The 22092-nt window shown below is 61.7% G+C and carries 20 protein-coding genes; 15 read left to right on the forward strand and 5 right to left on the reverse strand.

The window, feature by feature from the left end:
• Window positions 1-4: 4 nt before the first annotated feature.
• Window positions 5-1522 (reverse strand): choline-sulfatase, encoded by a 1518-nt coding sequence (betC, locus tag K328_RS0101985; RefSeq protein WP_028464523.1) that lies wholly within the window; start codon window positions 1520-1522, stop codon window positions 5-7.
• Window positions 1519-2109 carry a choline-binding transcriptional repressor BetI gene (gene betI / locus K328_RS26895; protein WP_028464524.1) on the reverse strand — a complete coding sequence of 197 codons (591 nt, stop codon included), beginning with the start codon at window positions 2107-2109 and terminating at the stop codon, window positions 1519-1521. Before betI ends, betC begins: the two co-directional genes overlap by 4 nt.
• Before the next feature lie 134 nt (window positions 2110-2243).
• Here betI and K328_RS0101995 point away from each other — a divergent pair, with 134 nt between their 5' ends.
• The 10 genes from K328_RS0101995 (at window position 2244) to K328_RS0102040 (ending at window position 13052) form a co-directional block, all read left to right on the forward strand.
• Window positions 2244-3185, forward strand: a complete 942-nt coding sequence (locus K328_RS0101995; RefSeq protein WP_084608051.1) for a choline ABC transporter substrate-binding protein — start codon at window positions 2244-2246, stop codon at window positions 3183-3185.
• An 84-nt stretch (window positions 3186-3269) separates the two neighbouring features.
• Window positions 3270-4112: a choline ABC transporter permease subunit gene (choW, locus tag K328_RS0102000; protein WP_028464526.1), complete on the forward strand. Its 843-nt coding sequence runs from the start codon at window positions 3270-3272 to the stop codon at window positions 4110-4112.
• A complete protein-coding gene (gene choV, locus K328_RS0102005) occupies window positions 4109-5185 on the forward strand; it encodes a choline ABC transporter ATP-binding protein (protein ID WP_028464527.1) in 1077 nt (358 codons plus the stop codon). The genes choW and choV overlap by 4 nt, the downstream gene beginning before the upstream one ends.
• Before the next feature lie 43 nt (window positions 5186-5228).
• Window positions 5229-6464 (forward strand): NAD(P)/FAD-dependent oxidoreductase, encoded by a 1236-nt coding sequence (locus tag K328_RS0102010; RefSeq protein ID WP_028464528.1) that lies wholly within the window; start codon window positions 5229-5231, stop codon window positions 6462-6464.
• Between the two features lie 212 nt (window positions 6465-6676).
• Window positions 6677-7363: a GntR family transcriptional regulator gene (locus tag K328_RS0102015; RefSeq protein ID WP_028464529.1), complete on the forward strand. Its 687-nt coding sequence runs from the start codon at window positions 6677-6679 to the stop codon at window positions 7361-7363.
• A gap of 58 nt (window positions 7364-7421) precedes the next feature.
• Entirely contained in the window at window positions 7422-9146 is a 1725-nt protein-coding gene (locus K328_RS0102020; protein ID WP_036553055.1) for a thiamine pyrophosphate-binding protein, read from the forward strand.
• Window positions 9147-9216: 70 nt separating this feature from the next.
• On the forward strand, window positions 9217-10458 hold the full coding sequence (frc, locus tag K328_RS0102025) for a formyl-CoA transferase (RefSeq protein WP_028464531.1): 1242 nt from the start codon (window positions 9217-9219) through the stop codon (window positions 10456-10458).
• A gap of 90 nt (window positions 10459-10548) precedes the next feature.
• Window positions 10549-11574 (forward strand): 2-dehydropantoate 2-reductase, encoded by a 1026-nt coding sequence (locus K328_RS0102030; RefSeq protein ID WP_028464532.1) that lies wholly within the window; start codon window positions 10549-10551, stop codon window positions 11572-11574.
• Window positions 11575-11591: 17 nt separating this feature from the next.
• Entirely contained in the window at window positions 11592-12602 is a 1011-nt protein-coding gene (locus K328_RS0102035) for an NAD(P)H-quinone oxidoreductase (protein ID WP_028464533.1), read from the forward strand.
• 12 nt (window positions 12603-12614) lie between these two features.
• Window positions 12615-13052, forward strand: coding sequence for a DUF1810 domain-containing protein (locus K328_RS0102040; protein WP_028464534.1), 438 nt, complete (start codon window positions 12615-12617; stop codon window positions 13050-13052).
• Here K328_RS0102040 and K328_RS0102045 read toward each other — a convergent pair.
• Window positions 13047-14498, reverse strand: a complete 1452-nt coding sequence (locus tag K328_RS0102045; RefSeq protein WP_028464535.1) for an L-lactate permease — start codon at window positions 14496-14498, stop codon at window positions 13047-13049. The genes K328_RS0102040 and K328_RS0102045 overlap by 6 nt on opposite strands.
• Before the next feature lie 113 nt (window positions 14499-14611).
• On the opposite strand from K328_RS0102045, the gene K328_RS0102050 reads away from it, so the two are divergent.
• Together K328_RS0102050 and K328_RS0102055 are read left to right on the forward strand one after the other, a co-directional pair.
• Window positions 14612-15523, forward strand: a complete 912-nt coding sequence (locus K328_RS0102050; RefSeq protein WP_028464536.1) for an AraC family transcriptional regulator — start codon at window positions 14612-14614, stop codon at window positions 15521-15523.
• A 4-nt stretch (window positions 15524-15527) separates the two neighbouring features.
• Window positions 15528-16469: a C45 family autoproteolytic acyltransferase/hydrolase gene (locus K328_RS0102055; protein WP_028464537.1), complete on the forward strand. Its 942-nt coding sequence runs from the start codon at window positions 15528-15530 to the stop codon at window positions 16467-16469.
• 129 nt (window positions 16470-16598) lie between these two features.
• On the opposite strand, the gene K328_RS0102060 is transcribed toward K328_RS0102055, so the two are convergent.
• On the reverse strand, window positions 16599-17564 hold the full coding sequence (locus K328_RS0102060; protein WP_028464538.1) for a Gfo/Idh/MocA family protein: 966 nt from the start codon (window positions 17562-17564) through the stop codon (window positions 16599-16601).
• Between the two features lie 36 nt (window positions 17565-17600).
• Window positions 17601-19184: a gamma-glutamyltransferase gene (gene ggt / locus K328_RS0102065; RefSeq protein ID WP_028464539.1), complete on the reverse strand. Its 1584-nt coding sequence runs from the start codon at window positions 19182-19184 to the stop codon at window positions 17601-17603.
• Window positions 19185-19373: 189 nt separating this feature from the next.
• On the opposite strand from ggt, the gene K328_RS0102070 reads away from it, so the two are divergent.
• The 3 genes from K328_RS0102070 to K328_RS0102080 are packed head-to-tail and all read left to right on the forward strand — an operon-like array spanning window position 19374 to window position 22077.
• Window positions 19374-20261, forward strand: a complete 888-nt coding sequence (locus K328_RS0102070; protein ID WP_028464540.1) for a beta-keto acid cleavage family enzyme — start codon at window positions 19374-19376, stop codon at window positions 20259-20261.
• 16 nt (window positions 20262-20277) lie between these two features.
• On the forward strand, window positions 20278-21039 hold the full coding sequence (locus K328_RS0102075) for an SDR family NAD(P)-dependent oxidoreductase (protein WP_028464541.1): 762 nt from the start codon (window positions 20278-20280) through the stop codon (window positions 21037-21039).
• Between the two features lie 33 nt (window positions 21040-21072).
• A complete protein-coding gene (locus K328_RS0102080) occupies window positions 21073-22077 on the forward strand; it encodes a zinc-dependent alcohol dehydrogenase family protein (protein ID WP_028464542.1) in 1005 nt (334 codons plus the stop codon).
• Window positions 22078-22092: the final 15 nt, after the last annotated feature.

Genomic DNA, 22092 nt, shown 5'->3' on the forward strand with positions numbered 1-22092 from the left:
GGCTTCATTCACCGCGCGGGAAACGCGCGGCCTCCTCAAGGGTGTTGAGATCCATGTGGTTACGCATATAGCGCTCGGATGCTTTCTGCAGCGGCTGGAAGTCCCAGGGGTAGTAGGAACCGTTGCGCAAGGCTTCGTAGACAACCCACCGTCGCGCCTGGCTGTCCCGGACTTCCCGGTCGAACCGCGCCATGTCCCAACGTTCCCGCATCTCAGCCTCGAAGGCGGCGAGGGTCTCGGCGTGGGCGGGATCTGTAGCGAGGTTCGTCAACTCGTCCGGATCTGCTTCGAGATCAAAAAGCTGCGGCGGGTCGAGTTCGCAGTGATTGAACTTGAAGCGGCCACGCCGGATCGAGATCAGCGGGGCATAGGAGCCTTCGGCCGCATATTCGATCAGGACCGGGGAAGTGCGTTCACCGCCTTCGATCAAAGGCTTCAGGGACTCTCCGTCCGTCCAGGGCGCGACCTCGGACAGGTCGACGTCGGCGATATCGGCAAGGGTCGGTGTGATGTCGATGGTCGAGACCGGAGCGGTAACAGTACGGCCCTCGATGCCGGGGCCCGCGATCATCATCGGCACGCGGGCGGAGCCTTCGAAGAAGCTCATCTTGAACCAGAGCCCGCGTTCTCCCAGCATGTCGCCGTGGTCGGAGCAGAATACCACCACCGTGTCCTCGTCCATCCGGCAGCGCTTCAGGGTGTCCAGCAGCGTCGCGATCTTGTCGTCCAGATAGGAGATATTCGCGAAATAGGCCTGGCGGGAGCGACGGATATTCTCGGTGGTGATGTCGAAGTTCTTGTAGTCGTTGGCAAGATAGAGCCGCTGGCTGTGGGCGTCCTGATCCTCGAACGGCACGGATGCGACGCGCGGCTCCAGCTCCGGGCAGCCTTCATAGAGATCCCAGAATTTCCGGCGGGCGACATAGGGGTCGTGCGGATGGGTGAAGCTGACCGTCAGGCACCAGGGGCGTTCGTCGCCGCCACGGGAAAGCTGATAGAGCTTCAGTTCCGCGTTAAAGGCGACCTCGTCGTCATATTCCATCTGGTTCGAGATCTCGGCGACGCCCGCGCCGGTGACCGAGCCGAGATTGTGATACCACCAGTCGATCCGCTCGCCCGGCTTGCGGTAGTCCGGCGTCCAGCCGAAATCGGCGGGATAAATGTCCGTCGTCAGCCTCTCCTCGAAGCCGTGCAACTGGTCCGGCCCGACAAAGTGCATCTTGCCGGACAGGCAGGTGTAATACCCGGCCCGGCGCAGGTGATGCGCGTAGGTCGGGATCCCGGACGTGAACTCGGCCGCATTGTCGTAGACGCCTGTACGGGACGGCAGACGGCCGGACATGAAGGCGGCCCGGCCGGGCGCGCAAAGCGGGCTGCCCGTATAGGAATTCCTGAACCGGACGGATCGTGCCGCAAGTGCCTTCAAAGCAGGCGCATGCAGGAAATCCGCCGGGCCGTCCGGGAACAGGGTTCCGTTCAACTGGTCGACCATCAGAATCAGGATATTTGGCTGCTTCGTCACGTATTTGCCCCGGCAATGAGTTGCGCGTCGATATAATCCTCGGTCAGCCGGATCGCGGCGGCGCGGTCCGGATCGCTGTCCAGCAGCGCGTGCCGGAGATAGAGGCCGTCGATCAGGGCTGCGGTGCCTTCGGCAATATGCTGCGCATGCTCCCGGTCCGTCAGTTGTGTCAGCGCGTGCTGCAGATTGCTGCGCAGACGCCTTGCATAGACGGAGAGGACGCGGCATGCCTCGTCCATGCTCTGGGCTTTCACATAGAAGCTGAGCCAGGCGGAGATGGTTGCCGGCCGGAACTGGTCGGAAGCAAAGTTCGCCTGGATGATGCCGGAGAGGCGTTCCCGTGGCGTTTTAGAGGCGCGCAGTGCCGCGACGATCTCAACCGAAAGCTCACTCAGAAGATGCCGCATGGTGGCGACGATCAGCTGATCCTTGCTGCCGAAATAATGATGTGCGAGTGCGGCCGAGACGCCCGCCTGACGGGCGATCTCGCTCATCGTTACCTCGAAGGATCCGCGTGCGTGAATAGCCTCGATCGCGGCATTGATCAGGGCTTTGCGGCGGATCGGTTCCATTCCGATTTTGGGCATGGGCGGCAGGTCCTTTCGGGCCCGACCGTATTTTTGATTGACTGCTCAATCAATAAAAATCTTGCACAGGATTTGCTATAATGTTTGCCTGCTCTGATAAGTAACGGGGGCAATCCAAACAGGGAGCATAAATCATGCTGAAATCCAAAACTGCATTCGCCGTCGCCTTGGCGGCCGGAATCATGTCATCCGGCGCCGCGATGGCCGACAATCACTGCTCGACCGTGCGCTTCTCCGATGTCGGCTGGACCGATATCACCGCGACGACTGCTGCGACCACGACGGTACTCGAAGCGATGGGCTACGAGACTGACGTAAAGGTACTTTCCGTTCCGGTGACCTATGCGTCACTGAAGAACAAGGACATCGATGTCTTCCTCGGCAACTGGATGCCGACCATGGAAGGCGATATTGCGAAGTACCGCGACGAGGGCTCTGTGGAGACTGTTGGCGTTAATCTTTATGGCGCGAAATACACCCTCGCCGTGCCGCAATATGCTTATGACGCTGGCCTGAAGAGCTTCGCCGACATTGCCAAGTTCAAGGACAAGCTGGACGGTAAGATCTACGGTATCGAGCCGGGCAATGACGGCAACCGCCTGATCCTGGACATGATCGAGAAGGATGCCTTCGGCCTGAAAGGCTTCGACGTGGTCGAATCTTCCGAGCAGGGCATGCTGGCCCAGGTCGCTCGCGCGGTGAAAAAAGAGGAGCCGGTGGTGTTCCTGGGCTGGGAGCCGCACCCGATGAATGCCAATTTCGAGATGGCCTATCTCGCCGGTGGCGACGATTACTTCGGCCCGGATCTCGGCGGCGCGTCGGTCCTGACCAACATCCGTGCCGGCTATGGCAAGGAATGCCCGAATGTTGGACGGCTGCTCGACAACCTGATGTTCTCGCTCCGTATGGAGAACGAGATCATGGGCGCGATCCTGAACGATGGCGAAGAGCCGCAGGATGCCGCGAAAGCTTGGTTGAAGGCCAATGCCGGTATTCTCGACGCATGGCTTTCCGGCGTGACGACGGTGGACGGCAAGGCCGCGCTGCCGGCCGTGCGCAAGTCTCTCGGCCTTTAAGGCTTAATCTTCCGAAAGAGGCGGCATTCGTGCCGCCTCTTCTTACATGCGTCATAGAGCGACGGCAGGGCGGGGGAGCTTTCCGTGGATTGGCTGACCGATAACAAACTTCCGGTCGGGAAGGCGGCGAGAGTCTTCGTCGACTGGCTGACCGATCATGGTGCCTGGTTCTTCGACGGACTTGCCGCCGGTCTTGAATTCATGATCGACGGGATCCTCTGGGTGCTGCAGGCGCCGCACCCGTTGCTGGCCGTCGTCATCGTTGCCGGCATCGCTTATGCGGTGCGCCGTACGGTCACCTTTCCGCTGCTCGTCGCTGTCGGCCTGCTGCTGATCATCAATCAGGGCTATTGGGAAGAAACCACGGAGACGGTGGCCTTGGTGCTTGCGTCTTCTGTTGTCTGTATGGGAGCCGGCGTGCCGCTTGGTATTGCTGCTGCCCGGCGCCCCTGGTTGTTCTCCGCCATGCGGCCCGTTCTCGACCTGATGCAGACCATCCCGACATTCGTTTATCTGATCCCGGCGCTGATCCTGTTCGGACTCGGCATGGTGCCGGGGCTGATCGCCACGGTGATCTTCGCCATCCCGGCACCGATCCGGCTGACCCATCTCGGCATTTCCTCAACGCCGAAAATGCTGATCGAGGCTGGGCAGGCCTTCGGGGCGACGCGCACGCAGTTGCTCTGGAAGGTGGAGCTGCCCTATGCCCTGCCGCAGATCATGGCGGGTTTGACGCAGACCATCATGCTGTCGCTCTCCATGGTCGTGATCGCGGCGCTGGTCGGGGCCGACGGGCTTGGCGTGCCGACATTGCGCGCCCTCAATCAGGTGAATATCGCCAAGGGTTTCGAGGTTGGCCTCGCCATTGTGGTGATCGCCATCATTCTTGACCGGATGTTCCGCGGACGGGGGGAGGATGGCAAATGACCACGCCCGCAGTACGTTTCGACAAGGTCAATATCGTCTTTGGCAAGCGGCCCGAGGAGGCGCTGCCTCTGATGGACCGGGGCATGGACCGTGCCGAGATCGAGACAGAGACCGGCCAGATCCTCGGTGTGCATGATTGCAGCCTGACGGTCGATCCGGGCGAGATCGTCGTCATCATGGGGCTGTCCGGCTCCGGCAAATCGACCCTGCTGCGGGCTGTCAATGGGCTCAACCCCGTGGTGCGCGGTGCCGTTTGGGTGAATGACGGTGAGCAGGAAATCGACGCGGCCAGTGCGGACGAGGCAACCTTGCGCCGGCTCCGCACAGAGCACGTCACTATGGTGTTCCAGAATTTCGCCCTGCTGCCCTGGCGCACGGTGGCGGAGAACGTTGGACTTGGGTTGGAGCTGTCCGGTGTCGGCAAGACGGAACGCGCCGAGCGTGTGGCAAAGCAGCTTGCCCTGGTCGGTCTCACCGAGTGGGCGGACCGCAAGGTGCATGAGCTTTCAGGCGGCATGCAGCAGCGTGTCGGCCTCGCCCGGGCCTTCGCGACCGAGGCGCCGGTGCTTCTGATGGACGAGCCGTTTTCCGCGCTCGATCCATTGATCCGGGCAAAGCTGCAGGACGAGTTGCTGGAACTGCAATCACAACTCCAGCGCACCATCATCTTCGTCAGCCACGATCTGGACGAGGCCCTGAAGCTCGGATCGAAGGTCGCGATCATGGAGGGCGGGCGCATTGTCCAGTGCGGAACGCCGCATGAGATCGTGATGAACCCGGCGAACGCCTATGTGGCCGAATTCGTCTCTCACATGAATCCGCTGAACGTGTTGCGTGCGGATTCAGTGATGGTGCCGGTTCCGGACGGCACAACATTGCCCGAGGGCGCAGTGGATATCGGTTCTGGCGTGCTTGCGAGTGGCACCGTGCCGGTTGCAGCGCCGGACACGCCAATGGCGGACCTGTTGCGCTGCCGGCTGCAAACCGGAGAAACCATCATCGTCGTGGCTGAGGGAAAACCTGTCGGCAGGATCGGGGACGCCGAAATCTATTCCTCTCTCCTCAAGGAATAGGGTACGACTCACAAAACATGAACTAAAGTGCAGGAGGAAGCGCGTGTCGGATAAGGGCATCGTGATTGTCGGGGCCAGCCACGGCGGCGTTCAGTTGGCAGCCAGCCTGAGGGAAAAGGGCTATGATGGCCCTTTGACCATGCTCACCTCCGAGCCGGATCTTCCTTATCAGAAGCCGCCGCTCTCCAAGGGTTACATCAAGGAGCCCGATCCAAAGCCGACGCCGCTGCGGCCGGAGAAGTTCTATACCGACCGCTCTATCGATCTGCGCCTTGGGACGACGGCGACCGCGCTTGACCTGAGTGGTGGCGAAGTCCGGCTGGCGGACGGCTCCGCCATTGCCTGTTCCAAGATTGCACTGGCGGTGGGCTCCCGGCCCCGGAGAATCCCGGTGCCGAACATCGATGCGCCGGGCGTGCTGGAACTCCGGACCTATCAGGACAGCCAAGCGATCAAGGCCGGGTTCAATGCGGCCGAGTCCGTACTGGTTATTGGCGGCGGTTTCATCGGTCTTGAAATCGCGGCAACGGCGGCTGTCCTCGGCAAGCGGGTGACCGTGCTGGAAGCCGAAGAACGGCTGATGGCCCGTGCGGTTTCGCCTGCGGTCTCCGCCTATTTCTTCGGCTACCTGACTGCTCTTGGTGCTGATATCCGTCTGAACGCTCGGGTTTCAGGCATTCGGCTGTCCGGCAATGGGACCGCGGCTGGTGCCGATCTTGCGGACGGCATTGCCATTGACGCCGATTGCGTGATTTCCGGAACCGGCGTGCTGCCTTGCACCGAGCTTGCCGAAGCGGCGGGTCTTGCCATCGAGAACGGCATTGCCGTCGGGCCAACCATGCTTTCCTCAGTGCTGGAAGTCGCGTCCATCGGAGACTGCGCCAGCTATGTGCATTGGCAGGTCGGGCGCCGGGTCCGCCTCGAATCCGTGCAGAACGCGGTCGATCAAGCGAAGACGGCGGCAGCGGCTTTGCTGGGTGAAGCGGAACCTTATCATGAGGTGCCGTGGTTCTGGTCCGATCAAGCCGAGGCGAAGTTGCAGATTGCGGGGCTTTCGGACGGGACCGAGACGGCAGTGCTGCGCGGCGATCCGGAAAGCGGCTCTTTTTCCGCCTTCCTGTTTGCCGACGGCAAGCTGCGGTGTGTCGAGTCGGTCAACAAGGCTGGCGATCACGCACTCGGACGTCGGCTCCTGGCGCTGGATGCGGGCCTGACGCCGGAGCAGGCGGCAGACCCGGATTTTGACCTGCGCGGGTTGATGAAGCGCGCTCGTTCCTGACGCTCCGGCTCGTTCCTGGGGGCAAACCGACCCTTAACGCGCTTTTCCCGCGGCGCGAAACCACGCAGCCCTTGGCAATAGTGGGCCTCCGGAAAGCAATTTAGGTATTCCATGGCATAAAGTGTGTGGTATACCAGAACCCACGCACCCTGTTTCGGGGTTATTCTCTATTGGTCGAACGGCAGGGAAATCTGCATGCCGGGGAAATCTGCATGAATGAGTCTTCAGCGTTGATGGTGACGCCGATTGCGGCCGAGGTCAGTCTCAAGGACAAGACCTACGCGGCCCTGAAAGACGGCATCGTCTCGATGAACATCTACGATCCGGACGCCAATCTGCGGCTCGACGAGCGGCAATTGTCGGAGCAGCTCGGGATCAGCAGGACGCCTCTGCGTGAAGCATTGGCTCGGTTGGCGCAGGAAGGGCTGGTCGATATCCAGCCCCGGCGCGGTGTGTTCATCGTGCGCAAGACCAAGGCCGAGATCATCGAGATGATCAAGGTTTGGGCCGCGCTCGAAGGCATGGCGGCACGGCAGGCTGCCGAGATGGCTTCCGATGCGGAAATCCAGCAGTTGCGCCGTATCTTCCAGGAAACCGAAAAAGGCCGGCTGGAAATCGACGAGTATTCGAGCCGCAATATCGAATTCCATCAGGCAATCCTGAAGCTCGGCCATTCGCCGCTGATTCTGGATATGACAGACAAGATCTTCCTGCATGTCCGCGCCATCCGCGTCCGGACCATAGGGGAGCAGGACCGGATTGCCCGGTCGATGCAGGACCACATGCATATCGTCGAGGCAATCGAGGCCCGTGACGGGGAGTTGGCGGAGCGTCTGGTCAAGGACCATGCGCTCGCGCTCGCCAAGCATGTCGCTAACAACGTGAACTATCTCGGATAACCAAAGATCAAGCGGCGGTGCGCGTTTAAACGACCGCCAATAAAAAGGGAGCCTGACTATGAGCGATACCGCTACCGATACCCTGAAGGAAAAAGACCGCTCCGGCGAAGTCGTATCCGGTGGCCATTTGGTCGCGAAAGCCCTGAAGAACGAGGGCGTGGACACCATTTTCACGCTCTGCGGCGGGCACATCATCGATATCTATGACGGCTGCGTCGATGAAGGAATCCGTATTGTCGACTTCCGGCACGAGCAGGTCGCGGCTCATGCCGCCGACGGTTACGCCCGTCAGACTGGCAAGCTCGGCTGCCTCGTCACCACGGCCGGTCCCGGTTGCACCAATGCAATGACAGGTGTGGCCACGGCATTCCGCTCCGAAAGCCCGATGCTGCATATTGGTGGGCAAGGCGCGCTGACCCAGCACAAGATGGGCTCGTTGCAGGATCTTCCCCATGTCGACATCATGGCGCCGATCACCAAGTTCTCCGCCGGTGTCCGCTCCACGGAACGGGCGGGCGATATGGTCTCGATGGCGGCTCGTGAATGTTTCGCCGGTGCCTATGGCCCCTCATATCTTGAAATCCCGCGCGACGTGCTTGACCGCGAAGTGCCGCTGTCGAGCGCTGTTATCCCGGAGCCGGGCAAGTACCGCGCCTCGGTCAAGTCCATTGGCGACCCGGCTGATATCGAGCGTCTGGCCGACCTGATCGTCAAGGCGGAGCGGCCGGCCATTCTCGTCGGCTCCCAGGTCTGGATGAGCCGCGGCCATCAGGCGGCGATCGATCTGGTCAAGGACCTGAACATCGCTTGCTACATGAATGGTGGCGCCCGCGGCATGCTCCCGCAGACGGACAGCCATTATTACAACCGGACCCGTCGTCTCGCCTTCCAGAAGGCGGACCTGTTGCTGATCGTCGGCACGCCGTTCGATTTCCGCATGGGTTACGGCAAGCGGATCCGTGAAGATCTGACGCTGGTGCAGATCGATCAGTCTTACAGCACTGTCGGCAAGAACCGGGACGTGGATCTCGGTATCGCCGGCGATCCGGGCGCGATCCTCAGCGCCGTGCATGCGGCCATCAAGGGCCGGGTCGACAATGGCTCCAAGGGCCGTGACAGCTGGCTGAAGGAACTGCGCGCGGCGGAAGAAGCGGCGACCGAAAAGCTGATGCCGCTGTTCCTGTCCGACCAGTCTCCGATCCATCCCTACCGGGTGGCGTGGGAGCTGAACGAGTTCCTGACCGAAAAAACGGTTTATATCGGTGACGGTGGCGACGTGGTGACGATCTCCGCGCAGGCCGTGGCACCGAAAGGACCGGGTAACTGGATGGATCCGGGTGCGCTTGGCTCACTCGGTGTCGGTACCGGCTTCGCCATCGCGGCGGGCCTGGCCAATCCGGAGAAGGAAATCCTCTGCTATTACGGCGACGGCTCCTTCGGCATGACCGCCTTCGACATGGAGACTGCGAACCGGTTCGGTGTGCCCTATATCGCAGTCATCGGTAACAACTCCTCGATGAACCAGATCCGCTACGGCCAGATCGCGAAATACGGCGATCAGCGTGGCAATGTCGGCAACAAGCTCGGTGATGTGCCGTTCTCCAAGTTTGCCGAAATGCTGGGTGGTCACGGCGAAGAGGTGCATGAGGCGAACCAGATCCAGCCGGCTCTGCTGCGCGCCCGCGAAGCGGTGAAAACCAGCGGCAAGTCCGCAGTCGTCAACATCTGGGTCGATCCGAACGAGTACGCGCCGGGTACCAAAAACCAGACCATGTACAAATAAGCGGAAGGGCGTGCCGGGTCTCCGGCGCGCCCTTTTTCCGTTAAATCCGGTAAGAGGGAAGAGAAAGACAATGAGCGAAGCGTTGAAAGGTGTCCGTATTCTGGACATGACGCATGTGCAGTCGGGCCCGACTTGCACCCAGTTGCTGGCATGGTTCGGTGCCGATGTGATCAAGGTCGAGCGCCCGGGTGTCGGTGACATCACCCGTGGCCAGCTCCGCGACCTGCCGGATGCCGACAGCCTGTATTTTACCATGCTGAACAGCAACAAGCGCAGCGTCACGCTCAACACCAAGACTGACAAGGGTAAGGAAATCCTGACCCGCCTCATCGAAGAATGCGATGTAATGGTGGAGAACTTTGCGCCCGGCGCGCTCGACCGTATGGGCTTCACCTGGGAGCGCATCCAGGAGATCAACCCGCGCATCGTCTATGCCAGCATCAAAGGCTTTGGCCCGGGCGCGTTCGAAGACTGCAAGGTCTACGAGAATGTTGCCCAGTGTACTGGCGGCTCCGCTTCCACCACCGGTTTCGAGGATGGTCCGCCGACAGTTACCGGCTCCCAGATCGGTGACAGCGGCACCGGCCTGCATCTGGCGCTGGGTATCGTGACCGCGCTCTATCATCGGACCAATTCCGGCAAGGGCCAGCGGGTCGAATGCGCGATGCAGGACGGCGTGCTCAATCTCTGCCGCGTCAAGCTGCGCGACCAGCAGCGTCTGGAACACGGTCCGCTGAAGGAATATCCGCAATATCCGAATGGCGAGTTTGGCGAGGCCGTGCCGCGGGCCGGTAACGCGTCGGGCGGCGGCCAGCCGGGCTGGGCCGTGCAGACCAAGGGCGGCGGTCCGAACGATTATATCTACGTCATCATCCAGCCTCCGGGCTGGGCGCCGCTGATGAAGACCATCGGCCGTGAGGAGCTGATCGAGGACCCGGAATGGGCTACGCCGGAAGTCCGTCTGCCGAAGCTCGACAAGTGCTTCGCAATGATCGAGGAATGGACCAAGACCAAGAACAAGTTCGAGGTCATGGAAACGCTGAACGCGCTCAATGTGCCGTGCGGCCCGATCCTCTCCATGAAGGAGTTGGCCGAAGATCAGTCGCTGCGTGCGACCGGTACGGTGGTCGAAGTGCCGCACCCCCATCGCGGCACCTACCTTACCGTCGGCAATCCGATTAAGCTTTCCGCATCGCCGGCAAAGGTGGAACGTTCGCCGCTCTTGGGCGAGCATACCGACGAAATTCTGACGGCGGTGCTCGGCATGTCGTCCGAAGACGTGGCAGCAGCCAAGGCAGAAGGTGCCGTCTAGGCCGATCCGGCCGCAACGATATCGGGGACGGCGCCGGCTTGTTGAAGCCGGCGCCGTTTTCATAAGAAAGACAGGAATGAGGGTAGGGGCATGAAGGTTTGTATTTACGGCGCAGGCGCGATCGGGGGTTATCTCGGGGCGGAACTCGCCCAGGTGGATGGCGTCGAGGTTTCGCTGATCGCGCGTGGCGCGCATCTGGCGGCGATCAAGGAGAACGGCCTTAAACTCCTGATCGGTGAGGAGGAGCGCGTCGCAAAAGTCACTGCGACGGACAATCCGGCGGAGCTCGGCCCGCAGGATTACGTGATCGTCGCGCTGAAGACGCATCAGGCCTGGGACGTGGCCGACCAGATGGTTCCGCTGCTCGGCCCTGACACCGCTGTTGTGACCTGCCAGAATGGTGTGCCGTGGTGGTACTTCTTTGGCGTCAACAGTGCCTATCAGAACCTGCGGCTGAATTCTGTCGATCCGGATGACCGGCAATGGGATTTGATTGGCCCGCAGCGCGCAATCGGTTGCGTCGTCTACCCGGCAACCGAGATTGCAGCTCCCGGCGTCGTCAAGCACACCTATGGCAACAAGTTTGCTCTCGGCGAGCCGGACGGCAGCATGTCCGAACGCGCAACACGCCTCAGCCAGGCGTTGCAAGAGGCGGGCTTCAAGGCTCCTGTTCTGCCAAATATCCGGGACGAGATCTGGCTGAAGCTCTGGGGCAATCTCTGCTTCAATCCGATCAGCGCGCTGACCCGTGCGACGCTCGACGTGGTGGCAACCGATCCCGGTACCCGCGCTCTGTCGCGGGCAATGATGGAAGAGGCACAGCGTATCGGTGCTCGTCTCGGCGTGCATTTCCGGGTCGACGTCGAACGCCGGATCAATGGAGCGGCCAAAGTCGGCGCGCACCGCACCTCGATGCTGCAGGATCTTGAAAAAGGCCGGCAGCTTGAAGTGGACGCACTGCTGACGGCGGTACAGGAAATGGGACGGCTGGTTGATTTGCAGACGCCGCATATCGACTCCGTGCTGGCTCTGATACAACAGCTGGGGCGGACGCAAGGTCTCTATCCGGTTTTCCCGGAAGATTCCGGCAGCCCAGAATCGCTTGTTGTTGATTGAACCGGAGTAATTTTCTGATGACGGACGCGACGCTTCCGGCCGACATGAACGTGGTCGAAATCAGTGAGCCCGGTGCTCCTGAGGTTCTGGTGCCGGGCAGGCGTCCGGTTCCGGAAGCCGCGCCGGGTGAGGTGCTGATAAAGGTCGCCTATGCCGGGGTGAACGGGCCGGATCTCGTGCAACGCCGGGGGCATTATCCGCCGCCGAAAGGCGCGTCGGACCTGCTCGGCCTGGAGATTTCCGGCAAGGTTGTCGCGGTTGGCGGCAGTGTGGGTAACTGGGCCGTTGGCGATATGGTCTGTGCCCTGACCAACGGCGGCGGTTATGCCGATTACTGTGCCGTCGATGCACGGCACTGTCTGCCGCTGCCGCACGGTTTCAATCTGCTTGAAGCGGCCTCTGTGCCGGAGACCTACTTCACCATCTGGTCGAACATCTTCATGGGGGCGAAACTGTCTCGGGGCGAGGTGTTCCTGGTGCATGGCGGAGCCGGCGGGCTCGGGACCACGTCTATCCAGTTGGCGAAAGCAATCGGTGCGACGGTCGTCGCCGTCGACAGCCCGGCGGAGCGCTGCCAGGTCTGCCGGGATCTTGGCGCAGACCTCACCGTGGATTTCCGGGAGCAGGATTTCGTCGAGATCATCCGTGGCGAATACAAGGGTGCGGACGTCATTCTCGATATCATCGGCGGCGAGAATATCGCCAAGAACATCAAGGCTTCCAAGCCGGACGGCCGGATCGTGCAGCTCGCCTTCAACAAAGGCTCCAAGGTCGAGGTCGACCTGATGCCGGTGATGCTGAAGCGGCTGACCTATACCGGCTCCACGCTGCGGTCCCGGACACCGGAGAACAAGGCGGAGATCCGCGATAGCCTCGCGATCAATGTCTGGCCGATGTTCGAGGAAGGCAAGCTGAAGCCGGTTGTGAGCAAGACCTTTCCGCTGGCTGAGGCCGCCGCCGCGCATGTCTTGATGGAAAACGCCGGACACAGCGGCAAGATCATGCTGGAGGCCTGCGGGGACCTATAGGGATTTGGCGTAATGACCGACGCCGATCTGAAAAAGTTCGTAGAGGCACAAGGGCCTGTCTATATGCAGGCCCTTGCCGAGTTGACAGCGGGCCGGAAAACCTCTCACTGGATCTGGTATGTCTTGCCCCAGCGTGTCGAACTCGGCCGCTCCCAGCGGGCGATCCAGTACGGCATCACGGATCTGGATCAGGCCCGGCGCTATCTTCGCGACCCGATGCTTGGGCCACGGTTGCGGGCCTGCGTTGAGGCTGTTCTGCCGCATAGCGACAAAACAGCATTCGAGATTTTCGGCTCGCCCGACGACATGAAATTCCGGTCCTGCCTGACGCTGTTTGAAGCGGCGGCGGAGAACGAGGAAGACAGTGCGCTCTTTGGTCGGGCGCTCGATCTTTTTTATGACGGCATGCGGGATGACCGAACGCTGTCGCTTCTCAACACGGATCTATAAGACCGCCAGCACCGGCAACATCAGGAGTAATCCAATGATCCCGATGGCCAGTGCCGGGCGCATCAGCTGGTTCTCTTGTCCCGCCAGCCCGGAGACGGACGCGGCGAGCACGATCCGGCCGGGCGAGGCCATTGTGATATTCGAGCCTGCGGCATTCTGGGCCGCGGCGACCACGACGGGATCGAGCGCCAGCCGACCCGCGACTGTGCTCTGGAACGCCATGAACAGCGCATTCGAGCCTGCGTTGCTGGCTGTCAGAAAACCTCCCATGCCGCCCACGGCGGGAACGGCGAACAGATAGGCGGCACCCGCCCCGGCGGCGACGGTTTCCGCCAGCCGGTCGGTCATGCCCGCATGCAGCATGACATGTCCGAAACAGATAAACCCGGCAACCGAGAGGCTGGCGATGCCCCACTGCTTCAGCGCCTGCGGGACAAGCAGGCGGACCTCGGCGGCGGGAATGCGCAGGCTGACGATCCCGACAAGGGCGGCCAGCAGCATCCAGAAGCCCGGATGGTGGATCGGAGACAGCGTGAATTCATAGGCCGGAGCATCGATGCGGAGCAGGGGCGCAGTCATTGCGCCGACCTCGGGGGCAAGGCGCGTGAGGCTGAGTGTGCCCATCAGCATGAAGAGCGGCAGTGCGGCAGCGAGGAGGCCGTTCCCATCTGTTCGGGCTTTCGCGCGAATCCGGGCCAGCGCCAATCCAGCGATCGTCACAGCAAGACCGGCGATGCAGCCACCAAGCTCGACGCTGATCCAGGCGCTTGAAGCCCAGAGTGTGGCAGCGAGCAGGGCACTGTAAGCCAGGGCAGAGATGACGTTGGAGATATTGGTGAGGCTTTCTCCGGCAAATTGGAGCGTGGCGAAGGCACAGAGCAGGATGAAGGGCAGGCTGAGCCAGACCGCTGTCATTGCCGTTTCGTCGGCCGGAAGGCCTGAAAGATCGGCGCCGAGCACGGTGCCGATGGCAAGCGCGCCCCACGGCACGGCGCATTGCCCGAGCAAGGCGATCAGGGCCGCGCGAGCAGGCGGGTAGCCCAGCGCAATCAGCAACGGCACGGTGACGATGATGCCGACGCCGAAACCGGTTGCGGATTCGAAGAAGACGGAAACGCCGAGAACCAGGACGAGCACACGCTGGGCCGGGTTCGGGATTGCATCGGCGGCGGCCTTGCCAAGTCGTTCCAGCGCGCCGCCCGCGCGCAGCACCCAGTAAAGCGTGACCCCGCCGAGCAGCACATAGGCAACTGTCGCCGTGGTCAGCAGCCCGTCGATGACGGCGTGCGCGATGGCATCGGATTGCAGGTGGAATGCGGAAACAGTGGCAGCGATCAGGATCGAGACGGCGAGCCCGAGACCGCCCGCCCGCATGGCGGACTGGCGGGCGACAAGGATGGCAAGGGTCGCAAGGATGAGCGGCGCGGCGGCTGTCACGGTGAGCATGCGGACGTTTCCGGTGTTTCATTTGGCGGCGGCCCGTTCTGGTGCGGGCGGTTCGGGATCATAACCGCAAGATCGGTCGGGCAGCGAGGCCGAAGCGATGGCATGCTTGCCTCATGAGAAAGCAGACCGAAACTTCTTATGTCGAACGCATCGGCCGGGTCCTGGACCGGATTGCAAAGGATGCGGACACACCGCTACAGCTTGGTGAGCTGGCGGATACAGCCGCCTTCTCTGCCTATCACTTCCATAGGGTGTTCCGTGCCGTAACGGGGGAGACAGTGCAGGAGGTGGTGCGCCGGGTGCGGATGTCCCGCGCGGCCCATGCCTTGCGCATTGAGCGGGCAACCGTGACGGAGACGGCGTTGGCTGCCGGATATGGCAGCCCGGAAGGCTTTGCCCGGGCATTCAGGCAGTGTTTCGGACTGTCTCCGAGCGCCTATCGGACAGCAAAAGCCCCACCACCATACAGGCCGCTGAACACGCGTGTTCATTACCGGCCTGAAACCGGAAGTATTCGCCTGATCGTGGACAGAAAGGAGCATGGCATGCAGGTTGAAATCAAGGACGTGAAACCGGACCCGATCATCGCCTGGCGTCATGTCGGGCCATATTACGAGGTCGGGGCGAGCTTTGGAGCGCTGAGTGACTGGCTCAGCAAACACGGGCTCCATGAGCGCATTACCGGCGTTTTCGGCCTGTCTTACGACGATCCGGGAAGCGTTCCGGAAGCCGAGCTGCGCTACGATGCCTGTGCCTCGATCCGTCCCGATACACAGATACCCACCAAGTCTTTCCCCGCGAATGTCCGTGTCGATGCGCTTCCCGCGGGCCGTTATGCCTGCACGTTGCTCGAAGGCTCCTACATGGGCATGGAGGATTGCTTCCACCGGCTGCTCGGCCTCTGGCTGCCGGAAAGCGGGGAGAGCCTCGATGAGCGTCCATGTCTCGAATGGTATTTGAATGACCCATCCGAGGTGGCGGAGGCCGAGCTGCGTACCTTGATCTGCATTCCGCTGAAAGGCTGAGGCGATGGAGAAACTATTCCGCGCCGTGAACGAGCCGCAGCCGGGTGGGTTCATCCAGCAATCTGTCATGGAGGGGCGCGCCTTCGTAACGGACTGGTACGCGAAAGCGGACCGTATTCCTGACCCGGAGGAATGCCGCCGCCGTGTCGGCAAACACATGCCGGAAATGCTTGACCTGTTTGACAGCATGACGAGGTTCGCCGGGGACGATCCGGCCATGATCGCCGCCCTTGCGGGGATCGATCCTCCGCCGTTGATCCCCGCCGGTTGTACAGTCCGCGCTTTCACCCGGCCCCGGCCGAGCATGCTCCGCAATTACGATTTTCATCCGGATGCGACTTCGGCGGTCATCTTGCGGACGGAATGGTCAGGGCGTCATGTACTCGGCATGTCCGAAGGTGTCAGCGGCCTGCTGGACGGAGTTAACGATGCCGGTGTTGCCGCCGCTCTGACCTTCGGCGGACGGCATGTTTACGGGACGGGGTTCAGTATCGTCCAGATCATTCGGTATTTGCTTCAGGTGGCCTCCGATGTGAAAGAGGCGGCAGACGTGTTGCGCCGGATGCCCTGTGCATGGGCTCATAATGTGCTGGTGCAGGACAGGTCTGGGACGTCAGTCCGGGCTGAGCTCGCGCCGGATCGGGGGCCGCTCGTTACCGAAGGGAATGCCGTGACAAATCATCAGGCGGATGTGGAGCCGTTCCCGGATTCCGCCCGGCGGTTCGATACGGCCTGTGCGCTGGCGGACGACGCCGAAGCAGCACGGGCGGTTTTCGTTGAGGGAGATCTTCGCAAGGAGGATTTCGACGATTGGCTGGGGACGCTCTACACGGCGGAATACCTGCCGGGCGAGGGTGCGGCGACGTTCCGTTGGAGGGACGGAAGTTGGAGACAGTCTCTCGCGCATTTCGAACCGGGCGAGCGTTGGGTGGTTTATCCAGCCTGAACAACTGATCTCATAAACACACCGTCATCCCGCACTTGATGCGGGACCCTGGGAACGAAGGGTTGAACCTTACGATCATCTGGGTCCCGGCTCTCCGGCCGGGATGACGGTCTTAGATTGGTGTTCGGCTCAGTCAGCCAGAATGCCTTCAACCAGCTTTTGCACGGAGAGTGCATCGGCGGCGGACGGCATGGTGTGTTTGTCGCCGTCCATCCAGCGCGCAACATTGTCGATCTGCCGGGGCACGGAGACCGAACGCGGGTCTTCCGGCAATTCCATAGCCAGCTCCCACGGACCGCCACTGGTCTGCTCCAGAATGTAGAACCCGCTGAGGCGCATGCTTTTCTTCGTGCCGTAGAAGGTGCCCTCGATCCGGTCGGGACCGACGCCGCCGACGGCTGCGCTATAGCTCACCGGAACGCCGCTGCAATCCAGCATGGCATGGACATGGGTTTCACAGAGCTTCGGGTCGGCCTGATAGGTGGGCTTGCTCCAGAGCAGATTGGCCCGGCCGAGGAAACGCTCCGTCACATAGAGATAGTGCGAAGTGACTTCCCGCGTGTAGCCGCCCTGATCACGGAAGCGCAGCCAGTCGGCGTCCGCCTGCCAGTCGCGCGGCCACTGGGCGAAATGCATCACCAGCTCGGCGCTGACGATGTCCCCCATTGAGCCGTCTTTCATCGCGGCTTCGATCATCTCGACGCCCTCGAGAGAGGCTTGGGAGAAGTTCACCACGTTCGGTGTCTTGGTCTCCGCCAGGCGGCGAACCATCTCCTCGCTCTCCGGCACAGAGATGCCGAGCGGCTTCTCGCAATAGACCGGTTTGCCGGCATCCATGGCGAGATCGGCATAGTGTTTGTGGAAAGCGGGCGGGCTGGCGATGTAGACGAGATCGGCTTCCGGTGCCGCGATCATGGCTTCGGCGCTATCCCAGATTTTCATGTCCGGGAATTCGGCCTTGGCGGTGGCGACGGACTCGGTGCTCGGGTCCCAGGCCCCGATAACCGTGAAGCGGTCATGCGGGATCATGTATTGGATCATGCGCCGGCCCATGATGCCGAGGCCTATGACGACGATATTGTGGCTCTTGCTCATTAGTCTTCTAGGCTTTCTGTTCTTCGGTAAGCGCTTTTAGTAGCCGGTGGCGTGGCCGTCCTTGCGCGGGTCGGAGCCCGCCTGCAGGACACCGGTTTCCGGATCGCGCCAGACGCACTGGCTGCCGCCGATCGGCTTGTCCTGCCTTTCGAGCTTGTGGCCCTTGGCTTCCAGAGCGGTGTAGGTCTCCGGAGCGAACTCGCTCTCGACCTGCAGGATGCCTTCGGTGGCGAAGCTGCGCGGGGCGTCCATCGCTTCCTGGATGTCGTACCCGAGATCTACCACGTTGGAGATGAAATTGGCCTGACCGGTGGACTGGTACTGGCCGCCCATGACGCCGAACGGAGCGACGGCAGTGCCGTTCTTGAAGACGTAACCCGGGATGATCGTGTGCATCGGGCGCTTGCGCGGCGCGATGCAGTTCGGGTGGCCTTCCTTCAGGTGGAAGCTGTTGCCGCGGCTGTGCAGCATGACACCGGATTTCGGCGCCATGATGGTGCTGCCGAAGCCGGAAAACAGCGAGTTGATGAAGGAGATCGCGTTACCCTGCTCGTCGATGCAGGAGAGGTAGATCGTGTCGCGATGCAGCGGGAAGTCGCTGTCCTCGAAATTACCGGCCTTGTCCATGTCGACCATGGAACGCATCTGGGCGGTGTGCTCTTCGCCGAGCATCCACTCGACCGGTACGTCCGCGAATTTCGGGTCGGCGACATAGCAGTTGCGCTGGTGGTAGCCGATCTTTGTGGCTTCGGCGATTACATGTACCCGGTCCGCCTCGCTGAGTGACTTCATGTCGAAGCCGGCAAGGATGTTCATGATCATCAGTGCGCAGATGCCTTGGCCGTTCGGCGGGCATTCATAGATATCGTAGCCTTTGTAGTCGGTCCGGATCGGCTCAACATATTCGGCGTCGGCCGCGGCGAAATCGTCCATGGTGTGCAGACCGCCGAGGGAATTCAGCTTGGCGACCATGTCTTCGGCAACGGCGCCCGTATAGAAGGCATCGCGGCCGCCGGCTGCGATCTTCTTCAGGGTTTCGGCCAACTGCGGCTGTTTGTGCACGGTGCCGGCCTTTGGTGCCTTGCCGTCGACCAGCATGACCTTGGCAGAGTCCGGGTCAGCGGCCAGTGCTTCTTCCTCGCTGACCCAGTCAAAGGCGACGCGTGAATGCACGACATAACCCTGTTCGGCGAACTCGATGGCCGGCTGCAGGATTTCGGCGAAACTCAACGAGCCATGATCCTCGATCAGCTTTGCCCAGGCGGCAATCGCGCCCGGTACCGTCACCGCGTGAGGGCTGTGCAGCGGGATCTCGTCCTTGACGCCCAGCTCGTTCAGCTTTGCCAGTGTGGCGGCGGCCGGGGCCTTGCCGGAGCCGTTCATGGCGATTGGCTTGGTGGCACCTTTCGGAGCGTACAGGGCGAAGCAGTCGCCGCCGATGCCGGTCATGGCGGGTTCGACCACACACATCACGGCGCAGGCCGCGATGGCAGCGTCGACTGCGTTACCGCCGGATTTCAGGATCGTGAGGCCTGCCTGGCTGGCCAGCGGATGGCTGGTCGCAATGGCTGCCCGGCGGGCAAAAACGGGGGAACGTCCGGGGAGTTGCAGATTTCTCATGGCTTTTGGCTCTATCAGGTCTGAAAAAGCGCATTCATGCGCGGGCAGGCGGTAATCTGTGCAGGAACCGGCGTGGACACCGGAAAGAGGGCTTCCCTAAGATGCGGCGCGAATTGAGACAAGCGCCGTGGAACATCTTTCCACAATTCGGAACGAGTAACCAGACGGTGCAGGATACTGGGGAGTGAAATGAATCAGAAGACCGTAATTACCTGTGCCGTGACCGGCAGTGCGGACACCACAGGCAAAAGCCCGGCCGTGCCGGTGACGCCGAAACAGATTGCCGATGCCGCGCTTGATGCGGGCAAGGCGGGCGCCGCCGTCGTGCATATCCATGTCCGCGATCCGGAGACCGGCAAGGCGAGCATGGATCTGGAACTGTATCGAGAGACGGTGGGCCGGATTCGCGAGACAGGCTCCGACATCGTCATCAACCTGACGACCGGTCCGGGTGGCCGCTTCATTCCGGGAGATATCGAGCCGATCGACTTCGCCGCCGGCACCAGCCTGAAAACGCCGGAAGTCCGGATGCAGCATATCGCGGACCTGCTTCCGGATATCTGCACGCTTGATGTAGCGACGCTGAACTTCGGCGAGCATGCGATGGTCAATGTGCCGAAGCATCTACGCGCCATGGCCGACCGGGCGAAGGAGCTTGGAGTCACGCCGGAGCTGGAAGTGTTCGACAGCGGCCATGTTTTGCTGGCGAAGCAGCTGATCAAGGAAGGCCATCTGAAATCGCCCGCCCTGTTCCAGCTGTGCCTCGGCATTCCCTGGGGCGCGCCGGCAACGCCGGAAGGCATGGCCTTCATGAAGAGCCTGCTGCCGGAGGATGCGATGTGGTCCGCATTCGGCATTTCCCGCGGCGAATTCCCGATGGTGGCGCAGGCGACCATGCTCGGTGGTCACACCCGTGTCGGACTTGAGGACAATCTCTACATGGCGCGGGGCGAGATGGCGAAAAGCAATGCGCAGCTGGTCGAGCGCGCGGTGCAGATCATCGAAAGCATCGGTGGCGAGGTTGCGGACCCGAGCGAGGCCCGCACGGCCTTTGGCCTTGTCCGGCGCAACGACTGAGAATTGGAATTAAGACATGTTGAAAGCTGATCTCAGCGGCAAGAAGGCGCTGGTCACCGGCGGTGCGTCCGGCATCGGGCGGGCCACTGCCCGACTGCTGGCGGAATGCGGTGCGGAAGTTGCCGTGAACCATCTGGCCGACGATCCGCGCGGCAAGGAAACCGTCGCCGCGTTTCATCAGGCCGGGAACAAGGCGCATGCCATTCCGGGCAATGTCGCGGACCCGAAGGACGCGGACCGGATGGTGGCGGATGCCATCGAGGCGCTCGGCGGCCTCGATATCCTGATCAACAATGCCGGAACGCCGGTCTCGCTCGATCCGATCCCGTTCGAGGATATGGATGCGATGACGGAGGAGTTCTGGTCCACCATCATCAACACCAACCTGATCGGCCCGTTCCGTTGTGCCCGTGCCGCCCGCACGGCGCTGACTGAGAGCCGGGGCTGCATCGTCAACACGGCCTCCATCGCGGCCTTCGGGGGCATTGGCAGCTCTATTGCCTATGCGGCATCGAAGGCCGGGTTGATGAACCTGACGAAGAACCTTGCGAAAGCAATGTCTCCCGAAGTACGGGTGAACGCGGTCGCGCCTGGCCTTGTGCGGACGCCCTGGACGGATGGCTGGCCTGAAGAGCGTAAGAACACATCGGTCGCCAATTCCCTACTTGGGCGTATGGTCGAGCCGGAGGACGTTGCCGAGACCATGCTGTTCTTCTGTGCCAACGGTGCTGTCACCGGTCAGACCCTGCTGGTCGATTGCGGCCGGTTCGGCGCCTGATCCTGATTCTGATATCGAGCGGAGGTTGTTGCCATGAAAGCCTATGAAATCGTCTCTGATGGCGGCGTTGACGCTCTTGCCCTGAATGATCGTCCGGACCCGAAGCCGGGACCGGGCGAGGTTCTGGTCCGGGTGCGGGCCTCCTCCATCAATTACCGGGATCTCTCGACCGTCGAGGCACCGGTGCCCCGGGGCATTCCCTACCCGCGCATTCCAAACTCGGACGGGGCTGGCGACGTGGTCGAGGTCGGCCCGGGTGTGACCCGCTGGAAGGCTGGCGACAAGGTCTGCGGCTGTTTCTTTCAGGGCTGGATCGATGGCGACATCACCCCGGAGATTATGGGGCGGGCACTTGGCGGCACCATTGATGGCATGCTGGCCGAGTATCGCGTGCTGGGCGAGGGCGGTCTGGTCGCCATGCCGGAACATCTCTCCTACGAGGAAGCATCGACACTGCCTTGTGCTGCGCTGACGGCCTGGGTCAGCCTCGTCCATCGCGGCGGCGTCAAGGCGGGTGACACGGTTTTGTTGCTTGGTACCGGCGGGGTTTCGGTCTTCGCCTTGCAGTTCTGCAAGCTGATGGGTGTCAAAACCATATGCACCTCCTCCAGTGACGAGAAAATCCAACGCCTGAAAGCGATGGGTGCTGACGAGGTGATCAACTACCGGACACATCCAGAATGGCAGGAGAAGGTTCTGGAACTGACGGACGGTCGCGGTGTCGATCATACGGTCGAGGTTGGCGGTGCGGGCACTTTGGAGCGGTCAATTGCAGCGACGCGGGTTGCCGGCAGCATCGGCCTGATCGGTGTTCTGACGGGCGGTGAGATCAATCCGGTCAACATCATGCGCAAATCGATCCGCCTGCAGGGCATTTATGTTGGTTCCCGGCGGGTGTTTGAGGATATGAACGCCGCCATTTCACAGCATGATCTGAAACCGGTGATCAGCGATACGTTTGCGTTCGAGGATGCGCGGGATGCCTTCCACGCCATGCGGGCCGCAGGGCATTTCGGAAAGCTCGTCGTAAAAACATAAATACCGTTCGGCGGG

The sequence above is a fragment of the Nisaea denitrificans DSM 18348 genome (genome assembly GCF_000426505.1).
GTDB classification, from domain to species: Bacteria; Pseudomonadota; Alphaproteobacteria; order Thalassobaculales; family Thalassobaculaceae; genus Nisaea; species Nisaea denitrificans.